The sequence below is a fragment of the Rhizobium chutanense genome (assembly GCF_002531935.1).
GTDB classification, from domain to species: Bacteria; Pseudomonadota; Alphaproteobacteria; order Rhizobiales; family Rhizobiaceae; genus Rhizobium; species Rhizobium chutanense.
The window spans coordinates 160,221-184,726 of sequence record NZ_NWSV01000002.1 but is presented as its reverse complement, the minus strand read 5'-3'; the positions used below and the strand labels follow the sequence as shown (position 1 = coordinate 184,726).

Genomic DNA, 24,506 nt, shown 5'->3' with positions numbered 1-24,506 from the left:
GCCGAGCGCATGCGCTTTCGTTGCCCCGATCTTCTCAATTCCAAATTTCAGGCGGATCAATCATGAGCAGCAGCTACACAATCGACGATCTCACGAAGGATGTTGCCGAGGGGCGCATCGATACGGTTCTGGCCTGCCAGGTGGACATGCAGGGCCGGCTGATGGGCAAGCGGTTCCAGGCGGAATATTTCGTCGAGAGCGCCTGGAAGGAAACGCACAGCTGCAACTACCTGCAGGCGACCGATATCGAGATGGAGACCGTCTCCGGCTATAAGGCGACGAGCTGGGAGAAGGGCTACGGCGACTATACGATGAAGCCGGATCTTGGGACGCTGCGCCGTATTCCCTGGCTCGAGGGTACCGCGCTGGTGCTCTGCGACGTGCTCGACCATCACACCCATGAGGAGGTCGCCCATTCGCCGCGCGCGATCCTGAAGAAGCAGGTGAAGCGCCTCGAAGACATGGGCATGAAGGCCTATATGGCCTCCGAACTCGAATTCTTCCTGTTCGACCAGAGCTACGAGGCGGCGCACGCTTCAGGTTACCGCAATCTCAAGCTCGCCAGCGCCTATAACGAGGACTACCACATCTTCCAGACCACCAAGGAAGAAGAGGTGATGCGGGCGATCCGCACCGGCCTGCAGGGCGCCGGCATTCCAGTCGAGAACTCCAAGGGCGAGGCTTCCGCCGGCCAGGAGGAGATCAATGTGCGTTATGCCGATGCGCTCGCCATGGCCGACCGGCATGCTATCATCAAGAACGGCTGCAAGGAGATCGCCTGGTCGAAAGGCAAGGCCATCACCTTCCTGGCCAAATGGAATTACAACGCCGCCGGTAGTTCCTCGCATATTCACCAGTCGCTCTGGAGCCTGGAGGAAAAGCCGCTGTTCTTCGACCATACCGGCAAATACGGCATGTCGCCGCTGATGCACAATTATGTTGCCGGGCTTCTCGCCCACGCGAGCGAGATCACCTATTTCCTGGCGCCCTACATCAATTCCTACAAGCGCTTCATGGCCGGCACCTTCGCGCCGACCAAGGCGATCTGGAGCAAGGACAACCGCACCGCCGGCTATCGCCTCTGCGGCGAGGAGACCAAGGGTATCCGCATCGAATGCCGCGTCGGCGGCTCCGATCTCAATCCCTATCTCGCCTTCGCCGCGCTGCTGGCGGCCGGCATCGACGGGATCGAGAACAAGATGGAGCTCGAAGCTCCCTTCGTCGGCGACGCCTATGGCGGCAAGGATATTCGGGAGATCCCGCGCACGCTGCGTTCGGCAGCCGTTGCGATGACGGGATCGGCGATGCTGCGCAAAGCCTTCGGTGACGACGTCATCGACCATTACACCCGCGCTGCCGAATGGGAGCAGGAGGAATACGACCGCCGCATCACCGATTGGGAAGTGGCGCGCGGTTTCGAAAGAGCTTAATAGGCATTTCGCGGGTTGTTTGCCCCTCACCCTAACCCTCTCCCCGTTCTGACGGGGCGAGGGGACGTGCCCTGCGAGAGGTTGGTGGGGAACGGAGAGGTCGCGGCATGTCCCTTCGCCCCGCGTGCGGGGAGAAGGTGCCGGCAGGCGGATGAGGGGCCCAGGCCCTCACTCAATTTTTGACGCATACGAGGACAGGAAACGATCATGGCAATGATCCAATGCATTTCACCGATCGACGGATCGGTTTACGCGGAGCGCCCGGCGCTTTCGCTCGATGCCGCTAAAGACGTGGTGGCGCGCGCCCGCAAGGCGCAGAAGGCCTGGGCGCGACGGCCGCTCGAAGAGCGTGTCCAGCTTGTCCTGAAGGGTGCCGCGCGGCTGAACGAGATGTCCGACGTCGTCGTGCCGGAGCTTGCCTGGCAGATGGGCCGGCCGGTCAAATATGGCGGCGAATACAAGGGCTTCAACGAGCGCTCCAACTATGTCGCCTCGATTGCGGCAGATGCGCTCGCCCCGCTCGTCGTCGAGGAGAGCGAGCGTTTCGAGCGCCGCATCGAGCGCGAAGCGCATGGCGTCGTCTTCGTCATCGCCCCGTGGAACTATCCCTATATGACGGCGATCAACACGATCGCACCGGCGCTGATGGCCGGCAATACGGTGGTGCTGAAACACGCTTCGCAAACGCTTGTTGTCGGTGAGCGGCTGGTGCAGGCCTTCCTCGAGGCCGGCGTTCCCGAAGATGTGTTCCAGAACGTCTTCCTCGATCATGAGACCACGTCGGCGCTGATTGCCGCCGGCAGCTTCAATTTCGTCAACTTCACCGGATCGGTCGAAGGCGGCCGATCAATGGAGCGGGCCGCTGCCGGCACGTTTACCGGGCTCGGCCTCGAACTCGGCGGCAAGGATCCGGGTTATGTCATGGAAGACGCCGATCTCGAGGCGGCCGTCGATACGCTGATGGACGGCGCGACCTACAATTCGGGCCAATGCTGCTGTGGCATCGAGCGCATCTACGTGCATGAATCGCTCTACGACGCCTTCGTCGAGAAATCGGTCGCCTGGGTGTCGAACTACAAGCTCGGCAATCCGCTCGATCCGGAAACGTCGCTCGGGCCGATGGCAAACAAGCGCTTCGCCAAAGTGGTGCGCGAGCAGATTGCCGATGCGGTTTCCAAGGGCGCCAAGGCGCTTGTCGATCCCAAGCTTTTCCCCCAGGATGACGGCGGCGCCTATCTTGCGCCGCAGGTTCTCGTCGATGTCGACCATTCCATGGCCTTCATGCGCGAAGAAACCTTCGGCCCGGCGGTCGGCATCATGAAGGTGAAGAGCGACGAGGAGGCGCTGGCTTTGATGAACGACAGCCAGTACGGGCTGACGGCCTCGCTCTGGACCAAGGATGTCGAGCGGGCATCGCGCCTCGGCCGCGACATCGAAACCGGTACCGTTTTCATGAATCGCGCGGATTATCTCGATCCGGCGCTCTGCTGGACCGGCGTCAAGGAGACCGGCCGCGGCGGCTCGCTGTCGATCATCGGCTTCCAGAATCTGACTCGTCCGAAATCCTTCCACCTGAAGAAAGTCACAGCATGAGCAGCAACATCACCGCAAACTGGAGCTACCCGACATCGGTCAAGCTCGGCCGGGGCCGCATCAAGGAACTGGCCGACGCCTGCAAGAGCCTCGGCATCAAGAAGCCGCTGCTCGTCACCGACCGCGGCCTTGCCTCGATGGCGATCACCAAGAATGCGCTCGACATCCTCGAGGATGCCGGTCTTGGCCGCGCGATCTTCGCCGATGTCGATCCGAACCCGAATGAGAAGAATCTCGAAGCCGGCGTCAAAGCCTTCAAGGACGGCGGCCATGACGGCGTCGTCGCCTTCGGCGGCGGTTCCGGTCTCGATCTCGGCAAATGCGTCGCCTTCATGGCCGGCCAGACGCGGCCGGTCTGGGACTTCGAGGATATCGGCGACTGGTGGACACGTGCGAGCCTCGAGGGCATCGCGCCGATCGTCGCCGTACCGACGACGGCCGGCACCGGTTCGGAAGTCGGCCGCGCCAGCGTCATCACCAATTCCGAAACGCATGTGAAGAAGATCATCTTCCATCCGAAGTTCCTGCCGGGTGTCGTCATCTCCGATCCGGAACTGACCGTCGGCATGCCGAAGATCATCACGGCCGGCACCGGCATGGATGCCTTCGCCCATTGCCTGGAGGCCTATTCCTCGCCCTTCTACCATCCGATGTCGGCCGGCATCGCGCTGGAAGGCATGCGGCTCGTCAAGGAATTCCTGCCGCGCGCCTATCGGGAAGGCACCGATCTCGAAGCCCGCGCCAACATGATGTCTGCCGCCGCCATGGGCGCGGTCGCCTTCCAGAAGGGGCTTGGCGCCATTCATGCACTGTCGCACCCGATCGGCGCCGTCTACAACACCCATCACGGCATGACCAATGCGGTTGTCATGCCGGCGGTGTTGCGCTTCAACCGCGCTGCGATCGAGGAGAAGATCGGCCGTGCTGCCGCCTATCTCGGCATCTCGGGCGGTTTCGACGGTTTCTACGACTATGTGCTGAAGCTCCGCTCCGATCTCGGCGTGCCGGATACGCTGACGGCGATGGGAATCGCCCCCGACCGCATCGACGAATTGTCGGCTATGGCGATCGAGGATCCGAGTGCCGGCGGCAATCCGGTCCCGCTAACGCTTGAAAATACCAAGGCGCTTTTCAGGGATTGCTTCTGACGACATAAGACCGGACCTGCGGATCGGCCTGGAAGACCTCGGTTTTCCAGGCTTTTTCGTTGCGTTCCCATCCCAAATTTTAGGGATGTGAAAAATACTGGCTGCAATTTCGCCGCGCGCGTTTCGAATTTGTTAACCATGATTAGAAAGGATGGATTAACCGCACGATGCTCCGAGGGTGCGTAAAAGAGCGATTCCGGCTCGCACCATCTCCTTCCGAGGACCGACCATGCCTGTCATCACATTCGCAAACACCAAGGGCGGCGCCGGCAAGACGACCGCTGTTCTCCTGCTCGCGACCGAGCTTGCCCGCACGGGTTACCGCGTCACCATTCTCGATGCCGATCCGCAGCACTGGATTTCACGCTGGCACGAAATATCGGGTCATGTGCCCAATGTTTCGGTGATCGATTTCGTGACCACCGCCTCGCTGCCGCAGCATATCAGCGAGAACAAGCACAATACCGACTATTTCATCGTCGACCTGCCGGGCGCGCGCAATCCGCTGCTCGCCACCGCCGTCGGCCTTTCCGATCACGTGCTGATCCCGATCCAAGGCTGTGCGATGGATGCGCGCGGCGGCGCGCAGGTTCTCGAACTGCTGCAATATCTGGATGAGAAGGCCGGCATCAAGATCGGTCATTCGGTGGTACTGACCCGCGTCAACTCGATGGTGACGACCCGGGCGCTGCAGCTCGTCAAGTCGCTGCTCAGCGAGCGGCACGTGCCGGTGCTGGACACGGCGATCATCGAGCGCTCGGCTTTCCGCGACATCTTCGACTGTGGCGGCACGCTGCACACGATCGACCCGACGCGTGTCAGCAATCTCGACAAGGCGCGTGAAAACGCCACCTGTTTTGCCGAGGAAATGATGCGCAAACTGCCGGTCAGGCTGACGGCCTCGGCCCGCATGGCGAGCGCGGCCTGATAGTCTCCCGCACTCTCAGACCAAATGCGTCCGGCCCGCCCGCGACGCATTTGTCTTTTCAGGCGGTTGCCGTGCGGCCGCTCTCATGGAGAGAATGCGCCAGAAGGCCGGAAAGGCGCCTTTTGACTGCGGCCAATTCGTCCGACATGCGATTGCGTTGTCGCGGCAGGCCTATATCGACAACCTCCAGAACGCGTCCCGGCCAGGGGCGCATCACGACGACGCGATCTGCCAGAAACGCGGCCTCTTCGATGTCGTGCGTGACCAGCAGCATCGTCGTGCTATCGACGCGCCATAAATCGATCAGATGATCCTGGAGTTCGACACGCGTCATCGCATCGAGTGCCGAGAAGGGCTCATCCAATAAAAGCACGGATGGTTTCGTCACGAGCGCGCGCGCCAAGGCCACGCGTTGCGCCTGCCCGCCGGATAGTTCCTTGATCCAGCGCTTCTCGTAGCCGGCAAGGCCGATCTTCTCCAGGGCTGCCGATACCTGCTTCTCGCGTTCGCCGCTTGCCAGGTGACGCAGGCCGAAACCGATATTGTCGGCGACCGTCAACCAGGGAAAAAGCCGAGGCTCCTGGAAGACGAGGTTGACGAGGCCGTCCGGCTCCGTCAGCCGCCGTCCCTCCAGGCGGATGTCGCCTCGGGTGGGCGCTTCCAGGCCGGACAACAGCCTCAGCAGGGTGCTCTTGCCGCAGCCCGATCCGCCAATGACGGCGATCAGCTCGCCCTTCCCGACGCTCAGAGAGAAATCCTGCAGCGCATGCGTTCCGTTGGGATAGATCTTCGATAGAGAATTTATATCGAGCATATCAGATCCCGCTCGCATGGTTGTCACGCCAGCGCAGAAACGGCGCGGTCGCAATCAGAAGCAGGCTGTCGGTCGCCTTGCCGACAATGGCAAAGATCAAGATGGCGGCGAGGATCTGATCCGGTTTTCCGAGCTGCTGCCCGTCCACCAGCAGATATCCCAGGCCCTCCGACGCGCCCATGAACTCGGCCGCGACGACGAACATCCAACCGAGACCCAAGCCAGCGCGCAGGGCAAGAATATAGTCGGGCAGAACTGCCGGCAGCAGGATCAGTCGAATGAGCTCGAACCCGGAAAGCCGGAAGACGCGGCCGACCTCGACGATACGCCTGTCGACACCTGTAACGGCGCCGTAGACCCCGAGATAGACGGGAAAGAAGACGCCGACGCCAATCAAGGCGACTTTGGAGGCTTCGAAAATGCCGAACCACAGGATGAACAGCGGCACCCAGGCAATAGACGGAATGGCTCTCAAGGCCTGCAGGGTCGGATCGAGCAGCCGTGCGAGCAATTTGGAGGAGCCGGTCAGCGCCCCGAGCACAGTTCCCGCCAGCGACCCGAAGGCAAAACCGATCGCCACTCTGCGCAGCGTCGCACCGACATGGGTTGTCAGATCGCCGGATGCGGCCAGCGCATAGACCGTATAGAGAATCTTCGAGGGCGGGGGCATCAGGCGGCCGCCGATGATCCCCATGCGGACGAGGATTTCCCAGCCGGCAAACAATGCGACTGGAAACACGAGCCCGACGATCGGATGACCGAAAGGCAAGACCCGGCGGCCCCGGGTCTCGCTTCCTGTTTCGGTATTGCGCCATGACAGCGCGATGTCGACCAACGACATGGAATGTGTTTCCTATCGCTTCACTTTTTTATCACTTCACTGGCCGAGAGCGGCGGAGGCGAAGCTCGGATCGATCAGCTCGGATACGGTCTTGCTGACATCGACATCCGCCTTGATGACATCGGCTTTTTGCAGGGCGAGACCCGCGGCTTGGATCGTCTCGCGCTGGGCATCGCCGATCACGGAATAGCCGAGGTTCGTGCGCTCCAGCTGGCGCTCGATTACGGTATCGGGCAGCTTGGTGGCGGCGACGAGGGCGGTTTTCAGCTTGGCCGGATCTTTCAAGGCCTCGGCGCGGGCCTTTTCGTAGGAAGCAAGCACGCGCTTGACGAGGTCGGGATGGGCGGCGGCAAACTCTTCGCGCACGTTGAGAACGCCCCAGCTGTTATTCTCCGGCTTGCGGTAGAAGAGCACGTCGCCATCTTCGATCTCGGCGGAGGCCATGATCGGATCGAGGCCGGCCCAGGCATCGACGTCACCGCGCTTCAGCGCAAGGCGGCCATCCGCATGCTGGAGCAGAACAAGCGAAACATCCTTTTCGGTGAGGCCTGCATCGGCAAGCGCGCGCACCAGGAAAATGTGCGGATCGGTGCCGCGCGTCACGGCGATCGACTTGCCCTTGAGGTCCTCGACCTTGGCAATGCCGGTATCCTTACGTGTGACGAGCGCGGTCCATTCCGGACGCGAATAGACGTAGATTGACTTGATCGGATTGCCGTTAACGCGGCCGATCAAGGCCGCCGCACCGGCGGTCGAGCCGAAGTCGAGGGAGCCGGCATTGAGGAATTCCAGCGCCTTGTTGGAGCCGGCGGACTGGACCCAGGTTATTTTGATTCCGTCCTTTTCGAATTCCTTTTCCAGGATGCCTTCATCCTTCAGAATGAGGCTGACCGGGTTGTAGGTCGCCCAGTCCACGCGAATTTCCGAGATATCGGCAGCCCGCGCCGTGCCGACTGCGACCAGACCGGCGAACAGGCTCAAAGCCAAGCGAATAAACGATTTCATAAGACCTCCTAAGTGCCAGGAGATGAAATCTACAGATTTGATAGCTTTTTACGCGCTTTCACGTTCCAAACTTTGAAACGGGGGAGCAAATTTGAACTGCCGCCGCGGCTGCCGGTAGATTGTTGTGTCAAAAAGCGGACGGAACGGCTTATCCGCTGTGAGGTAAATCCGCCTCACGACGTGTTGCTGCGGTCAGTCGACGAACTCGACCGTCACGCCCGGTTTGACCATCTTGGCAAGCTCGGTCGCGTCCCAATTGGTCAGGCGGATGCAGCCGTGGCTCTGGGTGCGGCCGATCTTGGAGGGCTCGGGCGTGCCGTGGATGCCGTAGGTGGGCTTGGAAAGCGCCATCCAGACGGTACCGACGGGGCCGTTGGGGCCAGGCGGGATGTTGAGGATCTTGTCGTTGGCGCCCTGTTGGAAATTGATCTTCGGATTATAGGTATAGCCGGGATTGAACGCGACGCGCTCGACCGTCACGGTGCCCGACGGCGAGGGCGTGTCGGTGGAGCCGATCGATGCCGGATAGGCTGCGAGCAGATTGCCGGCGCTGTCATAGGCGAAGACCTGTTTGCGGCCCTTGTCGGCGATGATGCGGGCAACCTCGCCGCTCTTCGGCTCGCCCGGATTGACGACCTTGATGACTGTGCCGGCAACGGTGAAATCGGCGCCGGGGTTCATCTCCTTGAGGAAGGCCTCATCCATGTGGAAACGCTCGGCCAGCATTTCAGTGGTCGAGGTGTAGGCAAGCGACGGCAGCAGCGCCTTATGCGAATAGTCTTCCGGGATCTCTGCGACGAAGGGGCCGGCGGCATCGGCCGGCGTGATCGTGTAGCTGACGACCGGCAGGCCGCCGTTCATGCGCAGCTCTTCCAGAATGGCATCGGTGTCGTTGGGATCGAGCTTCGACCCGGTCATCTGGTCATAGGCATAGATGCCCTTGGTGACGTTCGAGCCCATATGACCGTCGATGACGCCGGGAGAGATGCCGGCGCGGTCGAGGAAGACCTGCAGCGCGACGATCTCGGGCTTCGATTTGTTCTTCAGCGTGATGACGGGTTCTTCCGGTGCCGCCTTCGGCGCGTCGGCGGGCGGGATCTGCTGGTCGGGATCGATCGAGGCATAGTCGTCGTTCGGTTGCGGATTACCGATGCTGTTGTCGTCGGGATAGGGTTGGTCGCCAAGCGGCCGGCGTTCGATCGCCGCATCGCGCGGAATGCCGCCGGTGACCGCACCGCGCTCGGCGTAGCGTGTGTCGCCATAGGTATTGTCGTCGGCATAATAGGGATCGTTGCCGTTCTGGTCGGCATAGACGTCGCGCGGGCCGGGCCGCGGCGGATAGTAGCCGCGGGCGCGCATCTCGGTGGCGACGACGTTGCCGTAGTCGTCGATCAGCACGCGGTTGCCGCTGCGGTCGCGAGCGTAGATATAGCCGCGCGGGACATAGTCGAGGATTTCGCCGCTTGGCGTCACCAGCACGACATCGCTCTGGCGGCGGTCGCGGAACTGCTGCGCGCCTGCTTCCGGCGCTGCAGCCGCAAGGGCTGCCAGCACGGCCGCAAGCGAAAATGCCGACTTCAAAAAGCGATTCACGTCTCAAAACCTCGAACAGTGACTGGCAGACACACACCTGCGAATTTTGACGCTAGTGTGGAATTTATGAAAGCGTGCTGAACAAAATATGAAAATCCCTAAGATTTCCTTTTACTCATAAACGTTTGCGTCTCTGCATCAGTTCCGCAAAATCCATGGCTGGAGCAAAAGCGCAAGAGGGGAACGGCGCCGATTGACGAAAGACGGTGTGAAACCTAACGCTACGGCTGATATAAACTCCTGAGGAGACCCGAGATGATCGAATTTGCCGCCGCAAGCGGGCCGCGCCTGATGCTCGATGAAACATCGGTGCTGGATATCGGCGGATGCATCGTCGAAGGCGTCGACATCGCGCCGAAGCGCGCCATTCCCGACGACGGCGATCCGCGAATCGATCATTCGCTCGAAGGCTTCCTCTTCACCTGCGGGCCGGACCATATCCGCCATCGCCAGCCGATCGCCGGCCGGGACGACGGCAAGGTCTATCCGCTGCACGGATCGGCTTCCGGCCATGCGGCCAGGCTATTGTGGACGAAGTTTGAGAACGGCAATGCCGAATGCCGCGCCGATATCGACATCGTGACGGTCGAGGGACTGCCGCAGCGCATCGAGCGGCTATGGCGCATCGACGGGGTGACCGGCGAGGTGCGGCTCGAGGACCGGGTCGTCAATACCAGCGACCAGACGGTGCCGACCTTCCTGATGTATCACATGAACACCGGCGGCAAATGGCTGGACCAGGGCACGCGGCTCGAAGGCCGGATGCTGGAAAATGGCGGTTTCCCCTGGGCATTCGGCGAGGAGCCGGGCGGCATCTTCTGCGTACCGGCGCCGGCAACGGAGGAGGGCTTTGCGGAAATCCGCCTCGGGCCGATCGCCGCGATCGGCGGCAAGACGCTCAGCGTACGCTTCCGCGCCGACACGCTGCCTTATCTGCAGGTGTGGCGCAACCAGAAGGCGCCGGCCCATATCCTCGGCATCGAGCCGGTTTCACACCGATGGGTCTTGCGCGACGAGCTTCAGGCCGCGGGCGAATTCAATGTGCTGGCGCCCGGCGAGAGCCGCAGCTATGCGCTGAGCTTTACCTTCCTGTGAGCGAAGTGTTGTTGACGCTGGCAGACCTCCGTCGTAGACCTTCAACCCACGATTTTTTGAGGAGACAAGACGATGGATATTCGCCAGATCGACGATGAATATTCGGTTTCGGGTCAGATCACGCTTGAGGATCTCGACGAGATCAAGGCGCTGGGGTTCAAATCGATCGTCTGCCACCGCCCCGACCATGAGAGCCCGGATCAGACGTCGTTCTCCGTCATCGAGGCGCGCGCCAGAGAACTCGGTCTCGAGATCACCCATGTGCCTGTCGGGCCGATGGGCGTGACCGAGGAAGCGGTGCAGGGTATGGTCGATGCGCTCGATGAATTCCCGCGGCCGATGCTCGGCTATTGCCGCTCCGGCGCCCGCTCGACGGCGATCTACCAGAAGACCCACCATATCCGCAGCTAGACCCGTTCCGGCTGCCGATTTCCCGGCGCTGCGCCGCAGCGCCGCCACCTTCCATTCACTCAGGAGACTATGATGAGCATTAAGCGTATCGACGTCGGCGCGCGCATGAGCGGCGCCGTCATTCACGGCAACACGGTCTATCTCGCAGGCCAGGTCGGCGAGGGCGAAAGTGTCACCGATCAGTGCAAGTCGGCGCTTGCCGAAGTCGACCGGCTGCTGGCTGCATCCGGCAGCAACAAGTCGAAGATCCTGCAGACCCTCGTCTATCTCTCCGACATTGCTTATTTCGGCGAAATGAACGCCGCCTGGGAAGCCTGGATCGATCCGGCAAACCCGCCGGCCCGCGCCACCAGCGAAGCCAAGCTCGCTGCACCGAAGTACAAGGTCGAGTTCATCGTCACGGCTGCGCTCGACTAAAAAGCTTTCATTTTAAATTGGTTGAAGCCGGTGAGTTCAGTTCACGAACTCACCGGCTTTTTGTCTGCGCGATTTCGGACAGCGTGCGCGTCGGCGTGATCGCTTCCGGATCGAGTTTGACTTCGATGATCGCGGGTTTGCCGCTGGCGCGCGCCCGCTCGAAGGCCGGAGCGAATTCCTCCGTGCTCTCTACCGTCTCACCGTGGCCGCCATAGGCGCGGGCAAGGGCTGCGAAATCGGGGTTGGTCAGATCGGTGCTGCTGACCCGGCCGGGATATTCGCGCTCCTGATGCATGCGGATGGTGCCGTAGATGCCGTTGTTGACGACGACAGCGATGATCGGCAGGCCGTAGCGGATGGCGGTGGCGAATTCCTGGCCGTGCATCAGGAAACAGCCGTCGCCGGCAAAGCAGATGACCTCACGCTCGGGAAAGAGCCGCTTGGCGGCGACGGCGGCGGGCAGGCCGTAACCCATCGAACCGGAGGTGGGGGCCGCCTGGGTGTTGAAGCGACGGAAGCGGTGGAAGCGGTGCAGCCAGGTGGCATAGTTGCCGGCGCCATTGGTGAAGATCGCGTCCGGCCCGGTATTGGCCTCCAGCCACTCCATGATCGGCCCCATATGGACGGCGCCCGGACCGGTCGCCGGCGGCTTCGACCAGGCGAGATAGGCCTGATGCATGCGCTCTGTGCGCTCCGCCCAGTGCGGCTCGGCCGGCGCTTCCAGATCGGCGAGCGCTTCAACGAAATCGGCGGGTGCGGCGCAGATCGCAAGGTCCGGGCGGTAGATACGGCCGAGTTCGGACGCGTCGGGATAGATGTGGACCAGCGATTGCTGGGGGTAGGGAATATCGATCAGCGTATAGGACGAGGAGGGCATTTCCGACATGCGGGCGCCGAGCAGGATCAGCAGGTCGCTCTCCTTGATCTCTTTTGCCAGCGCCGGATTGATGCCGATGCCGACATCGCCGGCATAACAGGAATGCAGATGATCGAACAGCATCTGCCGGCGGAAGGAGCAGCCGACCGGCAATTTGAAACGCTCGGCGAAGATTGCAAAATCGGCGACGGCATCTGCATCCCAGCGCGTGCCGCCGAGAATCACCATCGGCCGCTCGGCCTTCAGGAGGCGCAGATAGAGATCGTCGATCTGGCTGCGGCCGGGATGCGCCTCGACGCTGACATAACGCCTGGCGCGGGGCGCCTCGACCTCGTCGCGCAGCATGTCTTCCGGCAGGGTCAGCACCACGGGGCCGGGGCGGCCGGAGGTGGCGATCGCGAAGGCGCGGGTGACGAATTCGGGAATGCGGGCGGCATCGTCGATCTCGCCCACCCATTTGGCGAATTCGGTGAAGGCGCGGCGGAATTCGACCTCCTGGAAGGCTTCGCGCTCACGCGCCTCCCGCTGCACCTGGCCGATGAAAAGGATCATCGGGATCGAATCCTGTTTTGATATATGCAGGCCGGCGGAAGCGTTGGTGGCGCCGGGACCGCGGGTGACCATGCAGACACCGGGTTCGCCGGTGAGCCTGCCCCAGCAATCCGCCATCATCGCCGCTCCGCCCTCCTGGCGGCAGACGAGCACGTCGATCTCGCTGTCGCGCAGTGCGTCGAGGACGGCGAGGAAGCTCTCGCCCGGCACGCAGGACAGACGCTTGACGCCGTTCGCCTTCAGCGCCTCGACGATGAGTTCCCCGCCCGTCTTCTTCATGACGATGCCTTCCTCTCGTGCTCAGTGAGTTCCGCCAGAATTTCAGCTTGATGCTCGCCGAGACGCGGGCTCGGCCTGGTATAACGCAGGGGCGTCTCCGACAGCACCACCGGCGTCCTGACCCCGGGGATGACGGTGCCGGCGGCATCCGCAAGGTCGATGCGCAGGCCGCGGGCCTCAATCTGCGGATCGGCGAACATCTCTTCGATCGTGTTGATCGCACCAGCAGGAACGGCATTTTCCTCGCAGGCCCTCAACAGATCCGCCTTCTGCCATTTCAGCGTTTCGGTGGAGACGAGGCGGCGCACTTCGCCGCGGTTGGCGACGCGGGCTTTGTTGGTGGAAAAACGCTCGTCGCCTGACATGATCTCCAGACCGAGGATAGTGCAGAGGCGGCGGAATTGGCCGTCGTTGCCGACCGCAAGAATGAGATAACCGTCCGCCACCGGCACGACCTCATAGGGCGAAATATTCGGGTGGGCGTTGCCGAGGCGGGTGGGTGCGGCACCGGAGACCAGATAATTCATGTTCTGATTGGCGAGCACGGCCGATTGCACGTCGAGCAACGCCATGTCGACGAGCTGGCCTTCGCCCGATTTGAGCGCGTGGATCAGGGCGGCCTCGATCGCCGCGACGGCATAGATGCCGGTGAAGATATCGGCGATCGCGACGCCCGCCTTCATCGGCTGGCCGTCCGGCTCGCCTGTTATCGACATGAAGCCGGACATGCCCTGGACGATGTAATCATAGCCGGCGAGGCCGGCATAGGGGCCGGTCTGGCCGAAGCCGGTGATCGAGCAATAGACGAGCTTCGGGTTCAGCTTGCGCAGGCTGTCGTAATCGAGCCCGTATTTGACGAGGCCGCCGCGCTTGAAATTCTCGATCACCACATCGGCTGACGCAACAAGGCGGCGGACGAGATCCCGGCCTTCGGGGCTCTTCAGATCGGCGGTGATCGAGCGCTTGCCGCGATTGGCGGCGTGGTAATAGGCGGCCGAGAGATTTTCGCCATCCGCACCTTCGACGAAGGGCGGCCCCCATTGGCGGGTATCGTCGCCGCCGTCGGGATTTTCGACCTTGATGACGTCGGCGCCGAGATCGGCGAGCATCTGCCCCGCCCAGGGACCGGCGAGCACGCGGGCAAGCTCGATCACCCGGATACCGGCAAGCGGCGGCTTTTTCGTCGTCTCCGTCATATTCCCTCGTCCGGTTCTACGGCGCCAGCGTCACCTCAGATGTATCGGATACAGGCTTTGAAGCAAAGCGGCGCTCGCGCCAGAGGATGTAGAAACCCGACGCCATGATGATCACGATGCCGAGCCATTTCATCGCATCCGGAAAGTCGCCGAAAACAAGCCAGGCGAAGATCGTCGCCGAGACGATCTCGAAATATTGCAGCGGCGCCAGCGTCGAGGCCGGCGCGGCGCGATAGGCATAGACGCCGAAGATGCCGGCGATCGCGGCCATGGCGCCGACGCCGGCGACGTAGAACCAGGCGCTCCCCACGGGCATGACGGGATCGAAGAGATCGGAGCCGCTTCCCTCGCCGATAAATAGCAGGATAGCGCAGAAGAGCAGCCCCCAGATGCCCATCTGGAACTGCATCGACCAAGGGTCTTCCCGGTGCGACAGAACGCGGGTCATCAGCACGAAGATTGCGATGCAGAGCGCGCTGACGACGGGCAGGAGCGCGATGTAGCCGACCTCCTCGAAACTCGGCTGGATGATCAGCATCGCCCCGAAGAAGCCGACGCCGCAGGCGGTATAGCGCCGCCAACCGATGGTCTCCTTCAGGAAAATACCGCCGAAGATCGTCACCATGATCGGCTCGACGAAGAAGATCGCAATCGCGTCGGCGACCGCCATGTATTTCAGCGTCGTGACGAAGGAGATCATCGAGATGGTGATGATGGCGCCGCGGATCGCATGGAACAGGCTCTGGCGCCAGGAGAAATCAGCAAAGCTGCGCCGCCATATCACGATCGGCAGCATGCAGAGCGCCTGGACGACGAAGCGGCCGGCGGTGACTTCGGCGGAGGGAACGGTGACGACGGCAAGCTTGGCGAAAATATCGATGAGCGGCGAGAACATCACCGAGAGAAACATCAGCGCAAGCCCCGTCGTCACCTCGGAGGTGGACGAAGCGGGGCGGGCGGAGGTGCTGCTCATGATGGAATCTTTCCGGCGCCGGAGGTTGCGACGGCCTCGTCGCACCAGTCAGCGAAGGCTGCGATCGCCGCCTCGGCGCCGATCTCGTTCAGCGTTTCGTGTCGCATATCCTGATATATCTCAGTGCTGATACGAGAGAAGCCTTGCGCTTTCAAATGGTTTGACAGCCAGAGGATGGCTTTTCCACGCTCGGTCGCCGGATCCTCTCCACCGCCAACCAGATGGATCGGCATGTCGTGCGGCAGCCGATCGAGATGGGCTTTTTGCGGCGCTCGAAACGTCAGTTCGAAGAGATCGAGCCACAGCGAGACCGAAGCATCGAAGCCGCAGAGCGGATCGGCGACATATTTGTCGACTTCATCGGGAAGGTGCGACAGCCAGTCGAACTCGGTGCGGTGGCCCGAAATCGATTTGCCCCAGGCGCCGAAGGTGAGCTTCGGCAACAGGCTGCTCGGTACGTCGGACCCCTTCAGCATGCGCTCGGCAAGCAGGATGGCCTGGGCGGCCCGGCCGGCAAGCCCGACGGCGAAATTCGAATTCCAGACGGCGACGGCGTCGAAATCGGCCGGCGCCGTGATGGCAGCGTTGAGGGCGATCAGGCCGCCCATTGAGTGCCCGAAGAGGATCACCGGCAGGCCGGGATGACGGGAGGCTGCATAGTTGCGCACGGCAAGGACGTCGCCGATCACTTTTTCGACGCCGTCCCGCCGGGCGAAACGGCCGATCGGCGCGTCGGGCGCTGTCGTCTCGCCGTGCCCGCGGTGATCATGGGCATAGACGTGATAGCCGCGGCTTGCCATCGTCTCGGCAAAGCGGCGGTATCGTTTCGAATGTTCGGCAAGACCGTGCGATATCAACAGGATGCCGCGTGGCGGGCCGGCGGCCTCGGCATGGTGATAGGCGAGCGACGCTCCCGGCACGGCGAGCCTCTGCGTTTCAGAAAACATGTGGGTCCTCCTTGCCGCAACAGACCAGATCAGCGCTCAAAAGCAACATCGGTTCCGGGTTTATCCGATAACAAATTGCGTTCCTGCTGCGATTCAGGGTTGCGGGCTTTCGATCTTCGTGCTTATTTGTTCCTGTATTGTTCTTTTTTGGGGGTTGAAATGAGCAGCATGCAGTTGCGTACCTTGACGTTCGCCGTGTCGATGGTTCTTGCCGGCGCCGCCGTGGCGCAGGAGGCCGGCGGGCGCACCCGTTTTATTCTTGCGGCCAGCTGGCAGCCGGCCTTTTGCCAGACGAACCAGAAGAAGGCCGAATGCGCCAGCCAGACCGGCGAACGCCCCGATGCGACGAATTTTTCGCTGCACGGCCTCTGGCCGATGCGGCAGGATTATTGCGGCGTGAGCGCTGAGCAGAAGGCCGCCGACAAGGACGGCAACTGGAACACATTGCCTGAGGTGACGCTTTCGGCCGAGACCAAGGCGGCGCTCGCAAAGGCGATGCCCGGCACGCAATCCGGCCTGGAACGGCATGAATGGACCAAACATGGCACCTGCACGAAAATGAGCGCCGAGGATTATTTCGGCGTTGGCGTGCATCTTCTCGGCGCACTCAACACATCGGCGGTGCGCGATCTCTTCGCCGCCAATATCGGCAAGCCTGTTAAAGCCGAGGAGATCAAGGCGGCTTTCGACAAGAGCTTCGGGCCGGGTGCCGGCGACCGCGTCAAGATGAGCTGCCGCCGGGCCGGCAATGTCAAGATGGTCAGCGGGTTGACGATCGGGCTTTCGGAGGCCGCCGGGACGGCGTCAGCCAAAAGCGCCGGCCTTGCCGATCTGATCCAGGGGGCGGGAAAAACCTCCTTCGGCTGCGACGAGGGTGTTGTCGACGCTGCGGGCTTCTGACCGGAAATCCTGCGTAAACCGGGTTTCGACGTTGCCCGAAGGCGCCGTTTCGCCTACATAGCGGCACAATCGAAGTTTTCCGCCCGGAGCAGCGCAGCATGGCACGTCAGTTCATCTATCATATGTCCGGCCTCAACAAGGCCTATGGCAACAAGAAGATCCTGGAGAACATCCACCTTTCCTTCTACCCGGATGCCAAGATCGGTATTCTCGGGCCGAACGGCGCCGGTAAATCCACCGTGCTGCGCATCATTGCCGGCCAGGACAAGGAGTATACCGGCGAAGCCTGGCTCGCCGAAGGAGCGACGGTGGGCTACCTCGAGCAGGAGCCGCGCCTCGATCCCAACAAGACGGTTTTCGAGAACGTCATGGAAGGCGTTGCCTCGAAGACGGCGATCCTCGATCGCTACAATGAACTGATGATGAACTATTCCGACGAGACGGCGGAAGAGGGCGCCAAGCTTCAGGACATCATCGACAGCCAGAATCTCTGGGATCTGGAAAGCCAGGTCGAGATGGCGATGGAAGCTCTGCGTTGCCCGCCGCGCGATGCCGAAGTCACCAGCCTGTCCGGTGGTGAGCGTCGCCGCATCGCGCTCTGCCGCCTGCTGCTGTCGCAGCCGGATCTGCTGCTGCTCGACGAACCGACCAACCATCTCGACGCCGAGACCATCGCCTGGCTCGAAAAGCACCTGCGCGACTATCCCGGCGCCGTGATGATGATTACCCACGATCGCTACTTCCTGGACAATGTCACCGGCTGGATCCTCGAACTCGACCGCGGCCGGGGCATTCCCTACGAAGGCAACTACTCCGCCTATCTGCAGGCGAAGGCCAAGCGCATGCTGCAGGAAAACCGCGAAGAAGCCTCCCGTCAGAAGGCGATCAGCCGCGAACAGGAATGGATCGCCTCCAGCCCGAAGGCGCGTCAGGCCAAGTCCAAGGCGCGTATCAAGTCCTACGAGCAACTGGTGGATGCCGCCGAGAAGCAGCGTCCGGGCGATGCGCAGATCATCATCCCGGTCAGCGAGCGCTTGGGACAGGTGGTCATCGAGATGGAGGGCATCACCAAGGGCTTTGAGGGCCGCACGCTGATCAACGACCTGTCCATCAAGCTGCCGCCGGGCGGCATCGTCGGCATCATCGGTCCGAACGGCGCCGGCAAGACGACGCTGTTCAAGATGATCACCGGCCAGGAAAAGCCGGATAGCGGTTCGATCCGCATCGGCGAGACAGTGCACCTCGGTTATGTCGACCAGAGCCGCGACGCGCTGGCCGCCGACAAGACGGTCTGGGAGGAAATCTCCGGCGGCGCCGAAGTCATCAAGCTCGGCAAGTTCGACATGAACTCGCGCGCCTATTGCGGCGCCTTCAACTTCAAGGGCGGCGACCAGCAGCAGAAGGTCGGCAATCTCTCAGGTGGTCAGCGAAACCGCGTCCACCTCGCCAAGATGCTGAAGGCTGGCGGCAACGTTCTGCTGCTCGACGAACCGACCAACGACCTCGATACGGAAACGCTGGGTGCGCTCGAAAACGCGCTGGAGAATTTTGCCGGCTGCGCCATCATCATCAGCCACGATCGCATGTTCCTCGACCGTCTGGCGACGCACATTCTGGCTTTCGAAGGCGAAGGCCATGTCGAATGGTTTGAAGGCAACTTCGAGGATTATGAACAGGACAAGATCCGCCGCCTCGGCCCCGATGCGCTGAACCCGGGCAGCCAGGCCCACAAGCGCCTGACGCGCTGATCGCCCTTCTTTTCGTTTGAGAAAGCCCCGGTTCGGCCGGGGCTTTTTCACATCCGGCGCTGTCGCAATTTGAGTAGGCAATTTCGCTTAAGTGCGAATTGCCGCTTGTCATCGCAATCCAACTCACATAAAGATATCTTTATATCTTGATTGGATCGAAGATGAGCGAACCCTTGAAGCTTGGACTGGATGCGCTGGTGGACGTCTTGAAGGCGGCCGGCGAGCCCACGCGCCTGCGTCTTCTGGCGCTTCTCGATGGCGGTGACCTGACGGTGACCGACCTTACCGAAATTCTCGGCCAATCCCAACCCCGCATCTCGCGGCATTTGAAGCTGCTCGGCGAGGCCGAACTGATCGAACGCTACCAGGAAGGCGCCTGGGCCTATTTCCGTCTCAAGCAGGACGGCAAGGCGGCCATGCTGGTACGGGCATTGCTGAAGCATGTCTCCGAGAACGATCCGACCGTCCTTCGCGACGGCGAGCGGCTGTCGGCGGTCAAGCGCCAGCGGGCCGAGCGGGCCCAGGCCTATTTCAGCCGCAACGCGGCGGAATGGGACGAGCTTCGCCGCCTGCATGCGGCCGACGAGGAGGTCGACGCCGCCGTCATCCGGCTGCTCGGCAGCCAGCCGATCGATTCGCTGCTCGATCTCGGCACCGGCACCGGCCGCATCCTCGAACTTCTTTCCGGGCTCTACCGCCGGGCGGTCGGTGTCGATGCCAGCCGCGACATGCTGAGCGTGGCGCGCGCCAATCTCGACAAATCCCGCATCACCAAGGCCACCGTGCGTCACGCCGATATCTTGAACCTGCCGTTCGAAGGCCAGGATTTCGACTTGGTGACGATCCATCAGGTGCTGCATTTCTTCGACCAGCCGGAGATTGCGATCACCGAAGCGGCGCGCATGCTGCGGCCGGGCGGCCGGCTCGTGGTCATCGACCTTGCGCCGCACACGCTTGAATATCTCCGCGACGAGCATGCGCATGTCCGTCTCGGTTTTTCGCACCAGGCGATATCCGACTGGCTGCACAGGGCCGGGCTCGATGTCGAGCAGGTCGTTGATCTTCATCCGGGTCAGCAGAGCGGGCAGGGGTTGACGGTCACCGTCTGGCTCGCGCGCGATCCGAGGCGCCTCATGGCCTCGCAGACCAGCGAAGGCGCTGAACCTACATTTGCCGGGAGAGTATGACATGGCTTTGAATAACGAGGCACGCGGCCGCAACATCGGGATTTCCTTCGAATTCTTCCCGCCGAAATCGGAAGAGATGGAAGGCCAGCTCTGGCAGACGGTCAGCGAGCTGCAGGACTGGGATCCGGATTTCGTCTCGGTGACCTATGGCGCCGGCGGCACGACCAAGGCGCCGACACTCACCGCCGTCACACGCTTCCTGTCGCAGACGCCGCTTGCCACTGCGTCGCACCTGACCTGCGTCGGCGCGACGAAGGAAGAGACGCATCAGATGATCGAGACCTTCCGCAAGGTCGGCGTGACGCATTTCGTGGCACTGCGCGGCGATGCGCCAGGCGGCGCCGGCGCGCCCTATCAGCCGCATCCCGGCGGTTATGCCAATGCCGCGGAGCTGGTGGCCGGCCTCAAATCGGTCGGCGATTTCGAGATTTCGGTCTCCGCCTATCCGGAAAAGCATCCGGAAAGCCGTGACACCGCTGCCGATATCGACATGCTGAAGCGCAAGGCCGACAATGGCGCCGACCGGGCGTTGACGCAATTCTTCTTCGACAACGACAATTTCGAGCGCTACCTGGAGCGGGTGCGCGCTGCCGGCGTCTCGATCCCGATCGTGCCCGGCATCATGCCGATCCAGAACCTGACGCAGCTGAAGCGTTTCGCAGGCGCCTGCGGCACCATTATCCCGGCCTTCCTCGACGAGCGCTTCGCCGGCTTCGACGACAAGCCCGAGGAGCGGGCGAAGGTCGCTGCCGATGTTGCCGCCGAACAGATCGAAGATCTCGTCCGGCGCGGCATTGGCGATTTCCATCTCTATACGATGAACCGTTCGCCGCTGGTTTCCGCCGTGCTCGACAATCTCGGCCTCTCCCGCCGGCCAGCAAAAAGCGCCGGCGCAGCCGCCTGATCCTAACGGCCGTTCAAAAGTGAAAAGCGCATGTCGGGCGGGACATGCGCTTTTTTCATTGGCGGATTGATCAGGGGAGTTCAGGTACTACCAGTCATTACGCCTTCGCATCATCCGGCTCAGATGAAGAGCATGGACAAGACGAAAGCAAACGCTGCACTGACCAACAGAACATTCAAGGATTGCGTGAGTCCCATGTCTGTCTCCTCGCGTTAACCGGCCAATAATATGTCTGAAATATGTCGGTTGGGAAGAAGATTCGATGCTGCGCTGCGGAAGATCCGCTGGACAGGTCGAGTACTGTCTCGTCAATGCATTGAAATAACTGGGTAATTTTCAATAAATTTTTGTTCACAGATTTTAACATGCCGTTAAATCCGGCGACTGCGCATTTACCTATGCGCCCAAAACATGGCCGGCCGGCAACTGGTTGAAAATATAGGGAAACTGCAACCGGCTTTCAGGCGGTGCGTGTCAGCCGGCGATAGGCGCGGCCATCGAGAATGACGAGGCCGAAACCGATCAGCGCCATGCCGATACATTCGCCGACGGCCAGTCTTTCGCCGAGGAAAAGTACGCCGAGAAGAATGGCGCTCGGCGGCACCAGCAGGGTGACCAATGAGGCGTTGGTGGCGCCGGCCGCCGCCATGATGCGGAAATAGAGAATGTAGGCGAAAGCGGTCGATACCAGCGCCAGCGCCAGAATGGCGAGGAGGATATCGAGCCCGGGCAAGGGGAGCGTCCAGGGGCGATCGGCCAGCAGCGATAGCGGCAAAGTGATCAATGAGGAGGCGGTCAGCTGGCCGGCTGCGGTGACGGGCGCAGGAACATTCTTGAAGCGTTTGCCGTAAGTGGCGGCGAAACCGTAGGAGATGGCAGCCAGCACCGGAAGCAGCAACGCCCAGAGAGGCGCCTCGCCGCCGGCCGAGATGCCGGGGCCGATCAGCACGATCGTTCCGGCGAGGCCGACGAGGCAGCCGGCGATCTTTGCCGAGGACAGCTTCTCGTCCGACGTGAAATAATTGGCGATGAGCACGGTCCAGATCGGCGTCGTCGCGTTCAGGATCGCCGCAAGGCCGGCACCGATGCGGGTCTGGCCGAAGAAGATCAGCGCATGCGGCAGGGCATTGTTGATCAGGCCGAGGATCAGGAATTCACGCCAGCGAGCCTTGAGGATCGAATAGATGTCGAGGCGGCCGGCGATATAGATATGCAGCGCCAGGGCTGCGAGCAGCAGCCTGAGGAAGACGAGGGTCAGCGGCGGCACATGCTGGACGGCGATGCGGGCAAAGAAGAAGGAGCCGCCCCAGATCAGGCCAAGCAGGACCAGCAGGCTCCAGGTCCACGCATTCATTCTGCTGTCCATGCCGTTTTCTCCGCTGCAAATGCCGCCGCCGCCGGATCGCTGGTGGAAAACCGGCGGCGCTTCACCGAGAAGTTTTAGCGCAAGCGGGAAACGCCGCCACCCGTTTCTTGCGAAGCGGGCGGCGGCAGGCCAACAGCGGCGATCAGAGCGCGTTGAGAAGGGCAGGTGTGGCCCAGCCGTCGGCCGGTATGCCCAAGCGCTGCTGTTCCTTCTGGATCGCGATACGCGTACCGGAGCCGAGGATGCCGTCGATCTCGCCGACATCATGGCCGAGCGACTGCAGCTTCGTCTGCAGCGCCTTCATCTGGTCGTTGGCAAGCCCCTGTTCAGGCGCGCCCTTGAGATAGGTCGGGGCGCCGGAAAGGCGGGTGGCGAAATAGGCGGCCGAAGTCGTGTAGATGAACGACTTGTTCCATTCGAGATAGATCTTGAAATTCGGATAGGCGATGAAAGCCGGCCCCATGCGGCCCTGCGGCAGCACGAGATCGCCTTCGAGATGGCCGAAAGCGGTGTTGCCGTCGCGCGGCTTGACGCCGAGCGCGAACCATTCGCCGGCCTTCATCGTGCCGCCGAGGCCGGATTTCTCCCAGGGCAGGTTGTCGGGCACGGTGACTTCCTGCAGCCAGGGCTGGCCGCGCTCGAAGCCGAGATGCTGGATGAATTTCGCCGCTGTCAGGACGGCGTCCGGGCCGCTCTGCTTCACGTGGATATGGCCGTCGCCGTCGCCGTCCATGCCAAAGGCGATGATATCGCGCGGCAGCATCTGCACCTGGCCGATCTCGCCGGCCCAGGCGCCGGTGTTGGTCGCGGGGTCGAGATCGCCGTGCTCGACCATTTCGATAAGAGCGATCAGCTGCGGGCGGAAGAGTTCCGGGCGGCGGCAGTCATGCGACAGCGTCACCAGGGCGTTGCGGGTGTTGAAATCGCCCTGGACGGCGCCGAAATCGGTTTCCATCGCCCAGAAGGCGGTGATGACGCCAGCGGGAACGCCGAACTCCTGCTCGGCGCGGGCGAAGACGTCGGCATATTGTTTCATCTTCTGGCGGCCGATGTCGAGACGGGCCTGGCTGACGGTGCGCTGGGAGAATTCGAGGAAGGTCTGCTTGAAGACGCCCTGGGCACGATCCCGGCTCAAGACCTTGGGATCGATCTCGGCGCCGGCAAGGGCCTCGTCGGCGGCTGCGGCACTGGCGCCCGCGGCGACTGCATCGGCCTTGACGCCCTGGAGGAAGGCGGAGAGATCGCCGCCGCAAGGGGCTGCCGGGGCCGAGGCCGCGGCTGCTGGCGCCTGTTGGGCGGCTGCGCTGCCGGCAAGGGCGAGGGCAAACAGGAGGGCGAGTGCAGAGCGGCTTGCGAGCGAGCGGTGCATGAATACGGTCCTTATATCAAACGGATGTCCGTCGCTTTCCCAGAGGAATGTGACGGAAGCAAGAAACATTGTAAGACGTTACTAAGAATTTCTATCCTTGGAAACGGCCGCGACCCAATTGTTCCAGTTCTTTGCGCTGCCGGCAAAGACGTTGATATCGGTCGGCCCCTTGATGCCGGGAATAACGCCGGTCGAGGTATATTGCCAGAAGGCCCAGCGGCGGTCGGAATAGGTCACTTCCGGGTGTTTTGCCACGGAACGGACCCAGAAATGATAATCCTGGAAGTAACCGGCGAGATTGTCCCGGTGGAAATCGACCGAGGTGTAGATGATCGGACGCTTGCCGTAATAAGCCTCCAGCCGGTCCATGAAACGCTGCATTTCGGAGCGCACCGTTTCCGGGTCGGGCCGGTAGCGGCAGGTCTTCGACTCGGCGTTCCATTCGACGTCGAGCACCGGCGGCAGGCGCATGGCCTCCTTCGGCACGTTGCGGATGAACCAGTCGGCCTGCTCATCGGCCGAGGAGCAGAAATAATAGAAATGGTAGGGGGCATGCGGGATGCCGGCGGCGCGCGCCTCTCGCCAATATTCGTCGAAACGGGGGTCGACCCTGTCCTTGCCTTCCGTCGCCTTGATGAAGGCAAAGCCGACGCCGGAATTTCTCACCGTCGCCCAGTCGATATCACCCTGCCATTTGGAGATGTCGATGCCGTGGATCGCATTCTGCTGCGGATGCTTGGGGCCGAAATCCTGCGGATCGGTGTCCTGGAAGCGCGTCTTCGGCTTTATCGATGCGGTTTCGAGATAGTCGTGACCGGAAGAGGAGCAGCCAGCCAGCAGGATGGCCAGAGGCAAAACGCAAAACAAAAGCCGGCGCATGGGTATCCCGTCGTGAACCGAATGATCTCTTTGCCCCACAGCCTGACCTTCGAG

The 24,506-nt window shown here is 62.0% G+C and carries 22 protein-coding genes; 11 read left to right on the top strand and 11 right to left on the bottom strand.

Annotated elements, in window-relative coordinates:
• Positions 1–62: 62 nt before the first annotated feature.
• From CO666_RS03335 to CO666_RS03320, 4 genes are all read left to right on the top strand, one after another.
• Complete coding sequence (locus tag CO666_RS03335) at positions 63–1,430, top strand: glutamine synthetase family protein (RefSeq protein ID WP_097610728.1); 1,368 nt, start codon at positions 63–65, stop codon at positions 1,428–1,430.
• A 207-nt stretch (positions 1,431–1,637) separates the two neighbouring features.
• Positions 1,638–3,023 (top strand): aldehyde dehydrogenase family protein, encoded by a 1,386-nt coding sequence (locus CO666_RS03330; protein ID WP_097610727.1) that lies wholly within the window; start codon positions 1,638–1,640, stop codon positions 3,021–3,023.
• Complete coding sequence (locus CO666_RS03325; RefSeq protein WP_097610726.1) at positions 3,020–4,171, top strand: iron-containing alcohol dehydrogenase; 1,152 nt, start codon at positions 3,020–3,022, stop codon at positions 4,169–4,171. Before CO666_RS03330 ends, CO666_RS03325 begins: the two co-directional genes overlap by 4 nt.
• A gap of 229 nt (positions 4,172–4,400) precedes the next feature.
• Positions 4,401–5,099, top strand: coding sequence for a ParA family protein (locus tag CO666_RS03320; protein ID WP_097610725.1), 699 nt, complete (start codon positions 4,401–4,403; stop codon positions 5,097–5,099).
• Between the two features lie 58 nt (positions 5,100–5,157).
• Here CO666_RS03320 and CO666_RS03315 read toward each other — a convergent pair whose 3' ends face one another.
• From CO666_RS03315 to CO666_RS03300, 4 genes are all read right to left on the bottom strand, one after another.
• A complete protein-coding gene (locus CO666_RS03315; protein ID WP_097610724.1) occupies positions 5,158–5,913 on the bottom strand; it encodes an ABC transporter ATP-binding protein in 756 nt (251 codons plus the stop codon).
• Between the two features lies 1 nt (position 5,914).
• Positions 5,915–6,754, bottom strand: coding sequence for an ABC transporter permease (locus CO666_RS03310; RefSeq protein ID WP_097610723.1), 840 nt, complete (start codon positions 6,752–6,754; stop codon positions 5,915–5,917).
• A 36-nt stretch (positions 6,755–6,790) separates the two neighbouring features.
• On the bottom strand, positions 6,791–7,759 hold the full coding sequence (locus CO666_RS03305) for an aliphatic sulfonate ABC transporter substrate-binding protein (protein ID WP_097610722.1): 969 nt from the start codon (positions 7,757–7,759) through the stop codon (positions 6,791–6,793).
• A 192-nt stretch (positions 7,760–7,951) separates the two neighbouring features.
• The gene (locus CO666_RS03300; RefSeq protein ID WP_097610721.1) at positions 7,952–9,352 is read right to left on the bottom strand and encodes a L,D-transpeptidase; all 1,401 of its coding nucleotides are present in this window, start codon (positions 9,350–9,352) and stop codon (positions 7,952–7,954) included.
• Positions 9,353–9,607: 255 nt separating this feature from the next.
• Here CO666_RS03300 and CO666_RS03295 point away from each other — a divergent pair, with 255 nt between their 5' ends.
• The 3 genes from CO666_RS03295 (at position 9,608) to CO666_RS03285 (ending at position 11,275) form a co-directional block, all read left to right on the top strand.
• Entirely contained in the window at positions 9,608–10,447 is an 840-nt protein-coding gene (locus CO666_RS03295; protein WP_097610720.1) for an aldose 1-epimerase family protein, read from the top strand.
• 72 nt (positions 10,448–10,519) lie between these two features.
• On the top strand, positions 10,520–10,858 hold the full coding sequence (locus CO666_RS03290; RefSeq protein ID WP_012484529.1) for a protein tyrosine phosphatase family protein: 339 nt from the start codon (positions 10,520–10,522) through the stop codon (positions 10,856–10,858).
• Positions 10,859–10,930: 72 nt separating this feature from the next.
• Positions 10,931–11,275, top strand: coding sequence for a RidA family protein (locus CO666_RS03285; RefSeq protein WP_010066925.1), 345 nt, complete (start codon positions 10,931–10,933; stop codon positions 11,273–11,275).
• A 49-nt stretch (positions 11,276–11,324) separates the two neighbouring features.
• On the opposite strand, the gene CO666_RS03280 is transcribed toward CO666_RS03285, so the two are convergent.
• The 4 genes from CO666_RS03280 to CO666_RS03265 are packed head-to-tail and all read right to left on the bottom strand — an operon-like array spanning position 11,325 to position 16,099.
• On the bottom strand, positions 11,325–12,983 hold the full coding sequence (locus CO666_RS03280) for a thiamine pyrophosphate-binding protein (RefSeq protein ID WP_097610719.1): 1,659 nt from the start codon (positions 12,981–12,983) through the stop codon (positions 11,325–11,327).
• Positions 12,980–14,179, bottom strand: coding sequence for a succinate--glutarate CoA-transferase (gene caiB / locus CO666_RS03275; protein WP_097610718.1), 1,200 nt, complete (start codon positions 14,177–14,179; stop codon positions 12,980–12,982). The genes CO666_RS03280 and caiB overlap by 4 nt, the downstream gene beginning before the upstream one ends.
• Positions 14,180–14,195: 16 nt before the next feature.
• Positions 14,196–15,152 (bottom strand): DMT family transporter, encoded by a 957-nt coding sequence (locus CO666_RS03270; protein WP_097610717.1) that lies wholly within the window; start codon positions 15,150–15,152, stop codon positions 14,196–14,198.
• Positions 15,149–16,099 (bottom strand): alpha/beta fold hydrolase, encoded by a 951-nt coding sequence (locus CO666_RS03265; RefSeq protein ID WP_097610716.1) that lies wholly within the window; start codon positions 16,097–16,099, stop codon positions 15,149–15,151. Before CO666_RS03265 ends, CO666_RS03270 begins: the two co-directional genes overlap by 4 nt.
• Before the next feature lie 159 nt (positions 16,100–16,258).
• Between CO666_RS03265 and CO666_RS03260 the strand changes: the two genes are divergently transcribed.
• The 4 genes from CO666_RS03260 (at position 16,259) to metF (ending at position 20,838) form a co-directional block, all read left to right on the top strand.
• Positions 16,259–16,999 (top strand): ribonuclease T2 family protein, encoded by a 741-nt coding sequence (locus tag CO666_RS03260; protein ID WP_097610715.1) that lies wholly within the window; start codon positions 16,259–16,261, stop codon positions 16,997–16,999.
• Between the two features lie 98 nt (positions 17,000–17,097).
• Entirely contained in the window at positions 17,098–18,747 is a 1,650-nt protein-coding gene (gene ettA, locus CO666_RS03255) for an energy-dependent translational throttle protein EttA (RefSeq protein ID WP_097610714.1), read from the top strand.
• 161 nt (positions 18,748–18,908) lie between these two features.
• Positions 18,909–19,934: an ArsR/SmtB family transcription factor gene (locus CO666_RS03250; protein WP_097610713.1), complete on the top strand. Its 1,026-nt coding sequence runs from the start codon at positions 18,909–18,911 to the stop codon at positions 19,932–19,934.
• A gap of 1 nt (position 19,935) precedes the next feature.
• Positions 19,936–20,838, top strand: a complete 903-nt coding sequence (metF, locus tag CO666_RS03245; protein WP_097610712.1) for a methylenetetrahydrofolate reductase [NAD(P)H] — start codon at positions 19,936–19,938, stop codon at positions 20,836–20,838.
• Positions 20,839–21,298: 460 nt separating this feature from the next.
• Here metF and CO666_RS03240 read toward each other — a convergent pair whose 3' ends face one another.
• From CO666_RS03240 to CO666_RS03230, 3 genes are all read right to left on the bottom strand, one after another.
• The gene (locus CO666_RS03240; protein WP_097610711.1) at positions 21,299–22,204 is read right to left on the bottom strand and encodes a DMT family transporter; all 906 of its coding nucleotides are present in this window, start codon (positions 22,202–22,204) and stop codon (positions 21,299–21,301) included.
• Between the two features lie 142 nt (positions 22,205–22,346).
• A complete protein-coding gene (locus CO666_RS03235) occupies positions 22,347–23,573 on the bottom strand; it encodes a lytic murein transglycosylase (protein WP_097610710.1) in 1,227 nt (408 codons plus the stop codon).
• A gap of 81 nt (positions 23,574–23,654) precedes the next feature.
• A complete protein-coding gene (locus CO666_RS03230) occupies positions 23,655–24,452 on the bottom strand; it encodes a glycoside hydrolase family 25 protein (RefSeq protein WP_097610709.1) in 798 nt (265 codons plus the stop codon).
• Positions 24,453–24,506 lie beyond the last annotated feature (54 nt).